Here is a 14,447-nt window from a genome sequence, read left to right on the forward strand (position 1 = left end):
CGGCATGTCCAGCACCAAAAACACACACGCCGGGCACGAATACCCTCGCCCTCCTTCAAGATATTCATGGTATGTCGTCGGCGTCGTTACGCTGGCTTACATAGTTTCCTTTGTCGACAGGCAAATCATTACGCTTCTTGTTGAACCGATAAAACAAGACCTGAACCTGAACGACACCCAGATTGGTTTGCTTCAAGGGCTTTCATTTGCACTGCTCTATTCCTTTTTGGGCATTCCGATTGGCGTTCTTGCAGACCGAATAAGCCGGACGCGTATTATCACCGTTGGCATCGTTCTGTGGAGCCTCTTCACCGCTGCTTGCGGCTTGACGAGAAGCTTCGCCACCCTCTTCGCAGCAAGAGTGGGCGTCGGCGTTGGAGAGGCCGCCTTGACGCCATCGGTGCATTCCATGCTCGCGGACATATTCCCGGCGAACGAGTTGGGAAAAGCCATCAGCGTCTACACGCTCAGCATGTATCTTGGATCCGGGGTCGCATTGATAGCCGGGGGCGCTGTCGTAGAATTTCTGACGTCCTACGGTCAAATTCACTTGCCTGTTATCGGGCTTTTGCAGCCGTGGCAAAGCACTTTTTTCCTCGTCGGCGCGCCGGGCTTCCTGGTTGCGTTGCTCATGAAAACGGTTCGCGAACCAAGACGGCAGATTTCGCATTCCTCCGAGGCCGCAGGCCCGTCATTCGGGGCGACGATTGCATATTTGCGCAAACACTTCCGCCTGTTCGGCAGCTTGATTTTGGGGTCGTCCTTACAGACCATGGTGGCGTATGGCGTCATCGCCTGGGCGCCGACGGTCTTCATCCGGTTACACGGGATGAACGCCGCAAATGTCGGACTGATTTACGGATGCCTGATCGCCGCCGCCGGCGCTGCGGGCATGTTGACGGGAGGCTGGCTGTCTTCCTGGCTGCAACGGTCGGGCAAGACGGCGGTAACCGTGCGGTTGGCGATCGCCGGCCTTCTCATTTTTTGGCCGGTGGCTTCGATTTTTCCCATCGTCGGCAATCAGACGCTTTGCTTCTTAGTGCTGGCGATAGCGCTTTTCGCCCAGAGCTTCGCCACCGGACATCTGTTTACAATCTTCCCGCTTATATCGCCGCCGGAAATGCGCGCTCAAGTTTCCGCCCTGCACTTGTTCATAGCCAACCTGATCGGGTTTGGCCTTGGACCGTTCCTGGTTGGCTTTTTAACGGACTATTACTTTGAGGACCCAATGGCCCTCGGCCGATCGCTCGCGCTAGTCGGCGTCGTTGTCACGCCGGCGTCTATAGGCTGCCTGATTTGGTCGATCGCGCCCTACCGGGAATATGAGAAACAAGCCGCCGACCGGGCCGGCGCTTAACGCCCGCCAATTTCTAATCAAAAAGGAGGCCCCCATGACGACGAAAGAAGAACGAAACCAGGAAAAGAAAGTCCGTCCCGGCGCGCCCCTGCCGCCGGAAGGCGAAGGCGGGTTCTCACAAAGCTGGTACCCGATCTGCCTTTCCGCCGAACTCGAAAAAGGCGCCGTCAAGGGAGTCGATTTTCTTGACGGACGCGTTGTCGCGTTTCGCGGCCAGAACGGACAGGCAAAAGTTATGAGCGCCTATTGTCCGCATGTCGGCGCAGACCTATCCGTGGGCGAAGTCATTGGCGACAACATTCGCTGCGCTTTTCATTACTGGGAATACGACCAAACCGGGCAGTGCGTAAAAACCGGTCCTGGCGATCCTCCGCCCAAAATGGCCTGTCTGTTCCAGTTTCCGACAGTGGAGAAATTCGGCATCGTCTGGGCCTTCAACGGCAAGGAGCCGCTGTGGGAGTTGCCGGACCTGACCTACCCGGAGGACGAGCTCGAGATTTTCGCTTACAAATACCCGGAACCCTTCAATTGCGATCCTTGGGTGTTCGCCGCAAATACGCCGGACATGCAGCATATCAAAGTCGTTCACGGCGTGACATTCGGACATGACGATCCGCACCAGTTGGTGGAATGGAGCGAATACGGCCTGGAATACAACTTCAGCGGCGTACACGGAACGGGCGCTGAAATAAATTGGGATCTCGGCATTCGCGGAACAACTTTCTTCTGGCGGACAGGAACTTATGACGGGTGGTGGCTCGCCGCCGTCACGGGCTTTTCACTGCCCAAACCCGGCATGCATGAAGTTTTCGGAGCATGCCTCGTTCGCAAAGGCGATGATGCGGACGCCCAGATGGAAACCGCCAAGTCGCTGACAGTCAGAACTGTCGGTGAGGATAAGGACATTCTGAACACCATTCATTATCGTCAGGGCACATTGACGAAAGCCGACAAATCGCTCGCCCGTTACCTGAAAATGGTTCGGAATTACCCTAGAGCGCACCCGTCAGAAGAGTTCATAAAATAAAGCCTGCTCTAGGCGGTCAATAAGTCCGCCCGGCTCTGCATGAGCGCAGGCCGGGCGCGCAAGTCCGGCCCCGCCTGCAAAACCACATGCTGGAGCCCGTCCCCCTTGCCGGCCCCAATCCGAATGCCGCGTTATCTAAACGGCACCGGACAGGCGCTCCGGCTCTCACGCCCCGATCTCAATTTACAGACCGAGAACGCCTGTGTAATATGGGATAAAGCAAGAAAATCATTGATCAAGAACGCGTCATTCTTGAAATACGCCCTTCGCGCTCTTACCCCCGGCGACAGGCCCTTCATTTTACCTGCCGCACTTGGCCGGCGATAAAGTGATGAAAGGACCGTCTGGTCGCCCCGCCGGATTAGGGACCGTTGAATTAAGGTTGGACATCGTCAATGGATAAAGCCTCCGCCCCAAGCCCTGCTTCTGAAAATGAAGCAGGTAAAAGCACTACGCCGCCGGCAAGCGCAAAGCAGGGCGCCCGCGTGCAATCAGTCGGGAGGGCAGTCAAAATTCTGCTTACCGTCGCGCAGAGCGAGCGCGGGTTGAAGAGCATTGATATTGTAAGGCAAACCGGGCTGCCAAAGCAGGCGACCTATCATCTCGTGCATACGCTTGTCGCGACGGGCATGCTCACGCGAGGTGAAAATAACGCCTATGTCCTGGGATTAACGGCCGGCACGATTGGCGAAGCCTTTCGGCGACAGCTCAGCCCGCCGCAACGCCTTTCCGGTCTCGTTCGCCGCATCGCCGAAGAGACCGGGGAAACAGCCCATGCGGTCGGCTGGTGGGACGGCGAAATCGTCAATCTGTCAACGCGAAGGGGACACAACACGATCGCCGCTGCGGAAGTCGAACAGGGCAACTTCCGGGATGCGCACGCACGCGCCTCCGGCAAATTGATACTGGCTTTCGCGCCCGAGGATGTGCGGGAGCAATATCTGTCGACCCACCCCCTCACAAGAAGAACCGAACATACCATCGTCTCCCTTGAAGCGCTGAAACGCGATCTGGAGACGGCGCGTGAGCAGAAATATGCAACCGATCTGGAGGAATTCACGCCTGGCGTATGTTGTCTCGCCGTCCCTGTCGATGGCGGCATCTCACCCTACGCCTTGACGATTTCATCGCCTACGGAACGGTTTCACAAGAACTTCGATGAATATCTGGCGACGATGCAGAACATCGTCGCCAGCACCGGAAACGCCGGCTGATTGCCTACCGCACACGGAGAATGCGGTAAAAAGGCGTCCATGAGGGCTCGTCAGACGCCTTCGGGTCAGCGTTATCCAATATCCTAGAACTTGTAGCGAGCCGTCGCCCCAAATCTTCGAGGCGAGTTTGGCCAGCCAATATCGGTTGTGCCGCCGCAAAACTCAATCGCACACACTTCCTGCAGATATCTTTCGTTAAACAGATTCTCCGACCACACTTCGAACTGGAACGGGTCAAAGTCGAAGATGATTTTCGCGTTGACCAGATTGACCGGGTCCTGCTTGTCTTCGTTGATGACGTTCCAATAGAGGCCGCGATTATGCGTATAGTCGACGCGGCTGATGACCTCAAAGCTTTCGAACGGAACCGTGTATTGGGCCGAAAGGTTTCCCGAATAACGGTATGACAAGGGAGAGGCGTTGCCCACGTAAAGGCTTGTGCCGTCAAAGTCTCTGATTTCCCCGTCAAGCCAGCCAAAGCCGCCAATCAAATCCAGCCCTTCGGCGATGCGCCATGTAAAGCTCGCTTCCGCGCCATAGAATTTTGTCTTGGGGATCGTTGTCGTGCCCTGATACGCGCCGATCAACGCATTGATCGCCTGATGGGTGTAGTCCGTGCGGAAACCCGACAAGTTGACCGAAGCGTCGCCGTCAAGAAGTTCGACCTTCAAGCCGATCTCGTAATTCTCCGTCTCGTCAGCCTGGTAAATCAGCGGAAACACCGGCGACGGCGGATTGATCCCGCCGCTTCTAAAGCCTTCCGCATAGGTTGCATAGAGCAACAAATCGGGCGTGGGCTTATAGGCGAGCGAGACCTTTGGCTGCACGGCGTCGAAAGAGGCGTCGGTGACGGCCCCTCCCGCCAGATCGTTAATCTGTTCGACATCCTGATTGTCGTAACGAAGCGCCAGCGTTAGCTCCAGATTGTCAAGCAGATCGTAGTTGAGCTGACCGTAAAACGCATAAGCTTTGGTCGTGTTGTCATTCAGCGCCACCGGAATCGCGACGGCGGGATCTAAATCCGGATCAAGCAGATAAAGCGTCGTCGCAAGGTCCGGCGAGTTGTGGAGATAATACGCGCCGATCGTATAACGCAGGCGCTGGTCGGACGGCGAAGACAGCCGAAGATCTTCGCTGATCGCCTCCGCTCTGCGGGCCTGCGCCGCCGCCAAAGTCGGATTGGGAATGCCGTGCCCAAGCTCTTCGAAAAGATCCACCGTCGTCTGCGACCAGGACGTTACGGACGTGATTTTGCCGATCGTCGTCTTATAGTCGATCTTCAAAGAAGCGTCCCTCAGATACCGCGTGCTGTCGCCGTTGATGCCGGATTGCACCGGTATCGAGGTGTTGTTCGGCTCGCCATTCGGAAGCGGAACGAAGTTGCCGCCAGCGTAATACCGCCCATAACTGCCGCGAAGATCAATGCTCAGCGATTCAGTAGGATCGAAAATCAGCCGGCCGCGAATATTGTGGCCTTCTTCAAAGTCTGCTTTCTCATTCAATGTCACATTGTCGATAAGGCCATCGAATTCCGTCCAATTGCCGGAAACCCGGAAGCGCAGTTTTCCTTCGACGATCGGACCCGATGCAACGAATTGAGCGGACTTTCTATTGCCGTTGCCGACCCCCGCCTCAACTGTTGTCTCGAACTCATCGCTCGGCGGCTTGGTGTTGATGATGATCGCGCCGCCAATGGCGTTCCGTCCGTAAAGCGCGCCCTGAGGGCCTTTCAAAACTTCAATGCTTTTCAGGTCAAAGAAGGGCTGGCGAATCTGGTCCGGCGAGGATAGCTGAACGCCGTCGACGACAATTGCGACCGAAGGTTCGCCGTTGCGCACCTGTCCAATCCCGCGAATGTTGAGTGCGACAAGCCCTGCATCTTGTGACGAGATATAGGAAAAGTTCGGAACAAGCAGGCTGAGATCATCGACGCCTTCGATGCCGGCGGTCTCGATTGCTTCCGCAGAGAACAGTTGAATCGTTTCAGGAACGTCAAGCAGGCGCTCTTCTCTGAGACGGCCGGTGACGACAATTGTGTCGTAGGATTTGTCACTTTCCTCCGGGCTTGTCTGTTCCTGCGCCGCCGCACTCGCGACGCTCAACGCCGTGACGCTGGCCGCGCACAAAATCCCGAATAGCGGACGCTGTCTGGACTTTTCCCGCCCCACGCTCCGTAAGAATGGAAGCCTGTTCGCTCCAGCGCTGTGTTGAAAACCATTTATATCATGCATCATTTTAGGCCCCTCGCCCTTTCTCATATGCGTCCACCGCCAAACGCCATGCGCATATGCAGGCGGACGCCAGCCATGCTTTGGCGCGCCCCGCCTCCGCCGGTGAACTGTGCCCCCCCCAGCCATCGCCAACCGGCCTACGGCGCAGCGTAAGCAGAACTCTCACATGCGCAGGCATAAGTGTCAATATCTGATATTTATATCATATTATGATGATTTATGCCTGAAGAAATAGCGCGCATTCTGCGCCTCCCCGGCGCCTCGCGCTTTCCTCGCCGAACAGGCGCGCTTGTCGCTCCAGAGCGGCCCCGCAGCGCCACAGCTTCAAAAGCTTTTCGTATACTGATTATAATTTTCCAGCCCGCGGTCTCGCAGGGCAAGGAAACAATTGCCGCAGGCAAAGCGACACATCCAACACAAACATGCAGAAACGCCGACGCGCGACTATTGCGATCTATCCGCTTTCCCGCCCAGAACCGGCGCCGGTTGCGGCTGCGGCGGTTCAGATCGCGAAAACCGGATTGGCGTGCGCACGCCCGGAACCGTCACCCCATCGTCACGCGTCATGGAAAGCCGCATTCCACGATGAACAATCTGCTTATCTGCAAAAGCGTCAGCGACTGAGTTAATGGGCCCCGCCGGGACGCCCGCCTCTTCCAGCCTCATGAGCAGTTCCTCACGCGTCCATTCGCAGGTTGCGGCGCTAATGATGGCGCTCAACTCCTTGCGCCTGTCCACGCGCTGCTCATTCGTAGAAAAGGCCGGCCCGGGCTCGACGCCAATGACGTCACAGAGTCGTTTAAACTGTTGGTCATTGCCAACAGCCAGAATGACCCAGCTATCTTTGGTGCGAAATGCTTCATATGGCGCAATATTGGGATGCGCATTGCCAATCCGGCGCGGCGCGGCGCCGGATGAAAGATAGTTCATCGCCTGATTGGCGAGCGTCCCAACCATCACGTCAAGCAACGACATGTCTATTTGCTGGCCGAGCCCCGTCCTGGCGCGCTCAGCAAGCGCCGCCTGGATGCCAATGACAGCGTAAAGCCCGGTGAGAATATCGGCGTAGGCGACGCCTATCTTTTCAGGCGGACCGTCCGGCTCGCCGGTCAAGTCCATGATGCCGCTCATCCCCTGAATGATGAAATCATACCCCGCGCGACGCGCATAGGGGCCATCCTGGCCAAAGCCGGTGATGGAGCAATAGACAAGGCGCGGGTTGAGCGCGCTCAGGCTTTCGTAATCAAGACCGTAACGCTTGAGCCCGCCGACCTTGAAATTCTCAATAACCACATCCGCGCCAGCGGCAAGGCGGCGCGCTTCTGACTGTCCTTCCGGCGTCGAAAAATCGATAATGACGGAAGCCTTTCCGCGGTTGGCGGCGTGAAAGTAGGCGGCGTCCCTGGTTCCATCGGCGTTCTCAATATAGGGCGGGCCCCATTTTCGCGTGTCATCGCCAGCCGGGCTCTCGACCTTGACCACATCGGCGCCGAGATCGGCGAGCGTTTGACCGGCCCAAGGCCCCGCAAGAATGCGCGCAAACTCAACGACCTTAAGCCCCTCAAGAGGCGCGCCGCTCACTTAAAACGCTCCAAAACCGGCAATCGCCCGGTCCAGAATGAGCGCATGAACGATATGCGTGTCTTCATAGGGGGTGATCATTTCGGGATTCATCATGTGGCCGAATTCCTATTCATACAAAAGGTTGGACTTAAGATCCGCCAGAAAATTATCGGGGATTTGCGTCTGCGGGATAGTGAAAACAAAAAAGCGCCAGAAAGTGAAGAAGACTTTTCCGCCGCAAACTTACGAACCGGGCGGCGTCTTACGCCTGTCCGCCGCACGGTCAACCCGCCGCCAGCGCCTCAATCCATTACCCCGGCTGATCTGGCTCCCGCAATGTGGAAGCTCCCGCCAAATCAGCTTTCCATCGAAACCAATCTCATGATTACATAAATGGTGGCTGCGCCATCGGGGTTTCGTCACCTTTGCCTCTGACCGGTTCCGGCAAGGCCCGTGTAAAACCCGTCTTCAACTGCGCAATCCGCGCCGAAAAATCGTGACCGTCATCGGGAAGCCGCCATATAAAATGCATAGGGTCGGGCAGGACGACCGCCGCTACGCTTGCAAAGGGTCGCGATGCGGCGCCCCTGCGCCATGACGCCCGAAGACAGTCGATTTCGCGGACCAGCACATCGCTACGCCTGTCATCAAGGCACAGCGTCAAAAAGTACGTTCCGCCATCGGCATATATGCGCCGGCAATCCGGCATGAAAAGATTGAGCCATGGATGTTGCAACGGCGCAACCGGCCATAAGAATGGCGGGCAAATGCCCGCCCTACCGCGCGAAGCGCGCTACTCTTGGGGCCATTCCGACCTTTTGAACCCGCCTGCGCAAAGCAAATGCGACCCGTGAATCTAAATTGTACCGTTCAATTTTTGTAGGTTCGCGCAATTCATCAAAGGCCATACATTTACATGCAAGAACATGCATATAAATTTTCTCCCGACGCCTTGGAAGCAGCCATTTTACTACCTTCAGGTGGCTGCCCCATCGGGGTTTCGTCACACGTTCAGACGGTTGATGTAAAGCCGAGCGTTGTCAGAGCCGATCCGCGACAGGCGGGGCCTGAACGCGCTCTCAGCGCTGTCTCCGGTTAAACCATTCCCACCACGACGCGACATGCCCCGATCTCAGCACATCGGCGATCTTCCGTATAGCGCAAATCCCCGCAATCCTAGGCATCTGCATAGCAGGCGCCAATTGGCGCCAAAATGGCGCCTCGACCGAGGCCGATGGCGCCAGTTTGCACTATCAAAAACCGTGTGCAGACAATACTTTAAGTGAAAGGGGGCGCCAATGCGCCGCTTCGCTTTATCTTGCGAGATATTCGATTCGCGGTCGTTCGGGGGACTGGCCAATGTCGATTGGATCATCATTGCCAACCTCAAACAGAATGTAGTCGTAATCAATCGACTGGGAATCGTACCCGTAAGTGACGAGAAAAAGGTCAGCCGTTTTTCGAAAGAGATATTCAAATCGAACCTTGGCGCCGATGTGAATCGGTGATTCGTACCTGTAGGTCTTTCCCTCGGTCCTCAGGAATATCACCTCTGAATCATTTACATAGCAGAGCTGGGCCTCTACTGGGCCGATATCGCGCCCCTCACCGGCAACTATCATCTGCTCATCTTCGACACAGTTGTCGGGCGGAATCTCATCCGGGATAAGCTGTCCGCCCGCGGCGGATTGTGCGCACCCGTAAAAAGAAAATACGCAACAAATTGCCAGCCTCGTAAGTACGGTTCGCATCAGTCGTCCTCATCCTCTCCGCGTCTTGTTCCGTCGCGCAACCTTGTTTGTGGATCCACTCGAGGCCCATTCGGGCCTTCCAGGGTCTCAAAATGTAGATGAGTGTCGCCTTTTGAAGGCGTATTCCCCGTGCGGCCCACTGTGCCTATTTGATCGCCCGCTTTTACCTTTGTGCGGTTCTCGACGGTGCGATCTTTAAGATGATAATAACGAGTAACCGAACCATCAGGATGGTATATTTCAAGGGCCGTTCCGGCATTGTCATCGTCGACGTAAACGGCTGTACCGTCTCCTGCTGCGACAACCCGATCACCTTCTTCGGCCACAAGATCGTTGGCCCCGTGTTCACCGCTGCCTCGACGGTCGTGGAAATCGCCTCCGCCCTCACCGGGCTTATCGGCTTCGTTTATTTCGCCCGAACTATCGGGAACGGGGTCAATGCAATCCCCAACTTCACCATCTGGACCCGTCGTATTGACACATAGACCAAGCGGATCTGTGAAATTCACCGGATCATTTGCGACATAGGCGTAGAGATTCATCTGATCCTCATAACCGATGGGGTCGGTCTGGAGGAAACGTCCGGTCTCGGGATCGTAATACCGGGCCTTGTAATAATAAAGCCCGGTTTCGGGGTCGAGCTTCTGGCCGGTAAAACGGAATGGAAAACCGGCGTTCCCTTCCCCGCCCGAAATGCCGTAAGGCGAGTACGCATAGGTTTCTTCAACGGCGCCCGCCGAATCCGTCACCGCGATTACCGAGCCCAACCGGTTCTGATGCGCCCAGCGCTGACAGGCGGTGTCGGAAGTTTGCGTGCATTCGCCCGACAGCGTGTAATCGATCATCAGGAAGGGTTCGTCCACAGAGCCCGGCAGGCGAAGATAACGGCGGAGAACCGTTCCCGAACCGTCGGTCTCCAGAATTTCCTGATCCGCCGCGAATTCCGTGTCTTCTTCGGTCAGGTAGCCGAGCCCGCCCATATAATAGAACTGCGAAGTCGCGCCTGAATAGGTTTTTTTCGACCTTGCCCCGTCGGCGTAATAGTCATAGTCCGCCGTCGCCCCGCCGCCGCCAAGCCCAGAGGCCCCGCGCAAGACATTCTCCGCATCATAACTGAACGTGCGGCCATGATGGTCCGCCGTAAGATTTCCGTTGTCGTCATAACCAACGGGAACGCCGTCTACAGTCTCATATTGGTTGAGGCCGTTCGCCTCGTAAGCATCGACGCCGCTCAGCGCCGGCGTCCACTTGAACGCCGCATCCGAAACCGTCTCGCTCAAAACCTGCCGCACGCCGTTATAGCTAAAATCGTAAGCCAGTTCCGGCTCATGGGAATTGGGGGATTCATCGCACTGCGCCGGGCGGTCGCCGGCAAAATTCCATTCATGGCAAAGAATATCTCCTCGCGGCGAATGGCCGTATGTCGCCGCGAGCGAGAAACTGTTCGGCATATAACGCAGGAATTTGCGCCTCGATAAATCGTCATAACCGACATGGGCAAACTCACGGATATATCCTGTATCGGCGGGGTCGTTCACCTGGCGCGCACGCACCACACGGTTCAGCGCGTCATAGGCGTAACGCAAGACAAAGCCGTCAGGATATGTCAGATGCGTCAGGTTATTGGCCGCGTCATATTCATATGAAACAGCCATGGCGCCGTCATGCTTCTGCCAGACAATGCGGCCGACCGCATCGTAATTATAGCTGAGCGTAACGCCGTCATGGGTCGCCGTCAGCCGACGGCCCGCCGCATCATACGTGTAGGAATGGCTGACCGTGCGCCCGCTCGCGGAATGGGTGGGCGCGCCGGGAACCAGCCGGTCCGTGAGCCGCCCGAGGGCGTCATAGGTATAATCGATTGTCTGGTCCGCACGCGTGCGCTTTGTATCCATAAAGCTCAGCGCATCGTAAACGACCGCCTCATAATCGCTTGCCGACCATTGTCCGGTCTGGGTTTTCGAAGGAAAATATGTATGCGTGCGGCGGTCGAGGGCGTCATAGTCGTATTTGGTGACGTTGCCGTTCGCATCCGTCACGGTATCGGTCTCGCCGGTCGGCGTATAGGCGGTCAGTCGATAACATTGCTGAAGATAGTTATTTTCGGGATCATAGCTCGCCCGCATGGCGGCGCAATCGAGCGTGGATCCGCTGCCGTCATTCGCTCCCGCCCATGCCTTGATCACCTTTGCAGGCCGGCCCATTTCGTCATAGACCGTGCGCATTTTGCGCCCCGCCCCGTCGACTTCGACAATGGGGCGGTCGGCGGCGTCATAATAAGTGTAAGAGGTAAAATCGTCCGGATCGGTCACCGAAAACAGCCGTAAGGAAGCGTCATACTCGTAATCCGTCACCGCGGCGCCTTGCGTTTCAAGATCCTTGTTGCCCCATATGTCATAGGCGATGACCGTATCGGCGCCGATAGGCGCGTCGATCAGGGTCGGATCACCATCTTCGGGATCGCCATAACCCGAGCGCGTTGTCGTCGTAATATTGCCGAGCGGGTCGGTCATTCGGACCTTGTTTCCGGCGAGATATTCATATGTCGTCGTCGCAAGCGGTGCGACTGTCTGGCGGGTTTCCGTCTTTCGGCCGAAGGCGTCGTAATCGGTTTCGACGCCCGCGACCGCCGCGCTCGTTCCCGACGGAAAGGATTCAAAAGTCACGCGATTGAACGCGTCATATTCTTTGCGCACATAGGAAACAGCGCCAGGCAGAGTCGTGTCTTCACGCTTTTGCAGGGTGAGACGCAAGCGTCCGTCGAACGTGTTGGTTATCTCCAAACGGTCCTGCGTGATCGTTTGAATGAGAACGCCATTCGGATAGGCGTAGGTAATGTTCGTGTCCGCCACGGCGCCGTTGCCCGTAGGCGGCTCAATCTTCGTGAGCCAGCCAGCGCCGTTATACTCATATTCCGTCACATAGCTGCGCTGATTGGTCTCGCTGGTCACCCAGCCATTATCGTCCACGACGCGGGAAAACGTCGTTCCATCCGGGAGCGACACCGACTGTGGAACGCCGCGATGATAATTCGCGAGCGTGGTGACCGCGAGCGTGGTGACATTGCCTACCGCATCCTCATATGTGTGAAGCCGGCCCTTGGCGTCGCCTGACGAATGATACGTAAACGTCGCTGCACGTACGCCGAATTTATCCAGCCAGAGCGGATGGCCGTTTGAGTCATAGGCTAGATGTTCGAACTCCTTGCCGTTGCGCGTTAACGTTTCCCGAAGGCCGAGGATCCAGTTCGCCGTGTCATGATGGTAAGTAAGTTCGCTCACGCGGATTTGGGAGGAAACATTCGCCTCGCGCTCAATGCGATACGGCTTTCCGTAGTCGAAATTGGCGGACGTGCGGTCATTATTGTAAAATAACCGCGTTTCGTAGGAATCGCTCCCCCGCAAAATTTCTACAAGCGACTGGTGATAGGGCTTGAGGGAAGTCAGGGCCATTTCCTCGACAAAGGTCGAGCCCGGCGCGCTCTCCGCGGAATACTCGTAGGTCTTGATCTCGATGGGCGTTGCGTCGGCTGTGTTCTGGAAGGTTTCCTCCACTTCAAGCAGCGCCGCCTCAGCCAAGCCGTTCACGAAGGGCTGGCGGTGATAATAGACTTTCTTTGAGCCGTCGGGACGCGTAATGGCGGTCATATTGCGGTCGTTGGCGGGATCTGGCCCGGTGGCGTAGTCGTAATCCCACGCTTCTGTCGACGCGCCGGGACTAGTCAGCGTCTTCTTCGTCACCGCCATGACGTCGGTCAGGCGGGGCAAGATGTTTCCTTTATTCGTGTTCGGGCAATAGGCCCCGTCGGAGGGGCCTGTCCGTCGTCAAATAAGTATGGACGCTTGAGGGGATTTGCGTAACGGAGGATTTCTGGTTCATCGTAGCCCATCAAGGGAGCGAAGATGAAACAGCAATCCGGGCCGCGAGAGACGGCCGAACAGCATGTAAAGAACATCCGGCGCGCGACGCGGAAGAAGTATTCGATTGAGGACAAGATCAGGATCGTCCTATCGGGCCTTCGCGGTGAGTATTCGATTGCCGAACTCTGCCGCCGCGAGAACATCGCGCAGAGCCTCTATTACACGTGGTCGAAGGAGTTCCTCGAAGCCGGCAAACGCCGTCTGTCTGGCGATACGGAGCGCCAGGCGTCGACAGGTGAAGTGAAAGACCTGCGTGCTGAGATGAGCGATCTGAAAGAGGCGCTCGCCGAAACCCTGCTCGAAAACCGGCTGCTTAAAAAAAGCATGAGCGGGGTTGGGGAGTGATTGGACGGGAACCAATCACGAGGCATGAAATATCCGGCAACTGAAAAGCTTGAGATCATCCGCCTGGTTGAAGAATCGCGTCTGCCGGTGCGCCGCACGCTGGAAAAGCTCGGCGTATCCAAGAGCGCCTTCTATCGCTGGTATGATCTCTACGCCCGCTTCGGCGAGCAAGGCCTTGAGGACCGGCGGTCGGGTCCTAGCCGCGTGTGGAACCGCATCCCGGATGACGTCCGCAAAGACGTTCTCGACATGGCGCTGGATCAGCCGGAGCTGTCGCCCCGGGAACTGGCGGTGACGTTCACGGACGAACGCGCCTACTTCCTCTCGGAAGCCAGCGTTTACCGGCTTTTGAAGGCCCACGATCTCATCACCAGCCCGGCGTTTAACGTCATCAAGGCGGGTAATGAGTTCAAGGACAAGACCACGGCGCCGAACCAGCTCTGGCAGACCGACTTCACTTATTTGAAGGTCATCGGCTGGGGGTGGTTTTATCTGTCGACGATCCATGATGATTACTCGCGCTACATCATCGCCTGGAAGCTCTGCACGACGATGAAGGCGGACGATGTGAAAGATACGCTGCAGCTGGCGCTCGATGCCTCAGAACTTGAGGCGGCCAACATCGAAAACCGGCTGCGTCTGCTCTCTGACAACGGCCCGTCCTATATCGCCGGCGATCTCGCTGAATGGCTGGGGGAGCGAAAGATCGGCCATGTGCGCGGCGCGCTGAACCATCCGCAGACGCAAGGAAAGATCGAGCGATGGCATCAGACGCTGAAGAACCGCATCCTGCTGGAGAACCACTTTCAGCAGGAAAGCCTCGAAGCGGCGATCGATGCCTTTGTCGGCTACTACAATCACCGGCGATATCACGAGAGCCTGAAGAACCTCACGCCCGCGGACGTCTACTTCGGACGTGGGCAGACGATTTTACTGGAGCGAGAAAAAATCAAAAGGAGGACATTTGAAAAACGGCGGTTGCAGCACGCCAGATCCGCTGCTTAAACTGAAACCAGAGATGAGCCAGAGACTCCAATAG

8 protein-coding genes and 1 pseudogene are annotated in these 14,447 nt (G+C 56.7%); 5 read left to right on the top strand and 4 right to left on the bottom strand.

What is annotated here, in order from left to right; all coding sequences use genetic code 11:
- Window positions 1-4 precede the first annotated feature (4 nt).
- The 3 genes from CW354_RS01630 to CW354_RS01640 all read left to right on the top strand — a co-directional run bounded on the left by CW354_RS01630 (window position 5) and on the right by CW354_RS01640 (window position 3,598).
- On the top strand, window positions 5-1,357 hold the full coding sequence (locus CW354_RS01630) for a spinster family MFS transporter (RefSeq protein WP_165793474.1): 1,353 nt from the start codon (window positions 5-7) through the stop codon (window positions 1,355-1,357).
- A gap of 34 nt (window positions 1,358-1,391) precedes the next feature.
- A complete protein-coding gene (locus tag CW354_RS01635; protein WP_104828296.1) occupies window positions 1,392-2,384 on the top strand; it encodes a Rieske 2Fe-2S domain-containing protein in 993 nt (330 codons plus the stop codon).
- A gap of 395 nt (window positions 2,385-2,779) precedes the next feature.
- Window positions 2,780-3,598, top strand: a complete 819-nt coding sequence (locus tag CW354_RS01640) for an IclR family transcriptional regulator (RefSeq protein WP_104828297.1) — start codon at window positions 2,780-2,782, stop codon at window positions 3,596-3,598.
- Between the two features lie 83 nt (window positions 3,599-3,681).
- On the opposite strand, the gene CW354_RS01645 is transcribed toward CW354_RS01640, so the two are convergent.
- Window positions 3,682-5,700, bottom strand: coding sequence for a TonB-dependent receptor (locus tag CW354_RS01645; RefSeq protein WP_165793475.1), 2,019 nt, complete (start codon window positions 5,698-5,700; stop codon window positions 3,682-3,684).
- 573 nt (window positions 5,701-6,273) lie between these two features.
- Complete coding sequence (locus CW354_RS01650) at window positions 6,274-7,410, bottom strand: CaiB/BaiF CoA transferase family protein (protein WP_104828299.1); 1,137 nt, start codon at window positions 7,408-7,410, stop codon at window positions 6,274-6,276.
- A 96-nt stretch (window positions 7,411-7,506) separates the two neighbouring features.
- Between CW354_RS01650 and CW354_RS22860 the strand changes: the two genes are divergently transcribed.
- The gene (locus tag CW354_RS22860) at window positions 7,507-7,785 is read left to right on the top strand and encodes a hypothetical protein (protein WP_133162116.1); all 279 of its coding nucleotides are present in this window, start codon (window positions 7,507-7,509) and stop codon (window positions 7,783-7,785) included.
- 920 nt (window positions 7,786-8,705) lie between these two features.
- On the opposite strand, the gene CW354_RS01655 is transcribed toward CW354_RS22860, so the two are convergent.
- Together CW354_RS01655 and CW354_RS01660 are read right to left on the bottom strand one after the other, a co-directional pair.
- Window positions 8,706-9,143: a hypothetical protein gene (locus CW354_RS01655; protein ID WP_104828300.1), complete on the bottom strand. Its 438-nt coding sequence runs from the start codon at window positions 9,141-9,143 to the stop codon at window positions 8,706-8,708.
- Entirely contained in the window at window positions 9,143-12,910 is a 3,768-nt protein-coding gene (locus CW354_RS01660; protein ID WP_133162117.1) for an RHS repeat-associated core domain-containing protein, read from the bottom strand. Before CW354_RS01660 ends, CW354_RS01655 begins: the two co-directional genes overlap by 1 nt.
- Before the next feature lie 135 nt (window positions 12,911-13,045).
- Between CW354_RS01660 and CW354_RS01665 the strand changes: the two are divergent.
- Window positions 13,046-14,413: pseudogene (locus CW354_RS01665) on the top strand (IS3 family transposase).
- Window positions 14,414-14,447: the final 34 nt, after the last annotated feature.

Source organism: Hyphococcus luteus (assembly GCF_002943565.1).
GTDB classification, from domain to species: domain Bacteria; phylum Pseudomonadota; class Alphaproteobacteria; order Caulobacterales; family Parvularculaceae; genus Hyphococcus; species Hyphococcus luteus.

Bases quoted from the DNA above. Each gene is read 5' to 3' on its own strand.
- CW354_RS01640 (WP_104828297.1), top strand. From the start codon at position 2,780: ATGGATAAAGCCTCCGCCCCAAGCCCTGCTTCTGAAAATGAAGCAGGT.
- CW354_RS01635 (WP_104828296.1), top strand. From the start codon at position 1,392: ATGACGACGAAAGAAGAACGAAACCAGGAAAAGAAAGTCCGTCCCGGC.
- CW354_RS01630 (WP_165793474.1), top strand. From the start codon at position 5: ATGTCCAGCACCAAAAACACACACGCCGGGCACGAATACCCTCGCCCT.
- CW354_RS01655 (WP_104828300.1), bottom strand. From the start codon at position 9,143: ATGCGAACCGTACTTACGAGGCTGGCAATTTGTTGCGTATTTTCTTTT.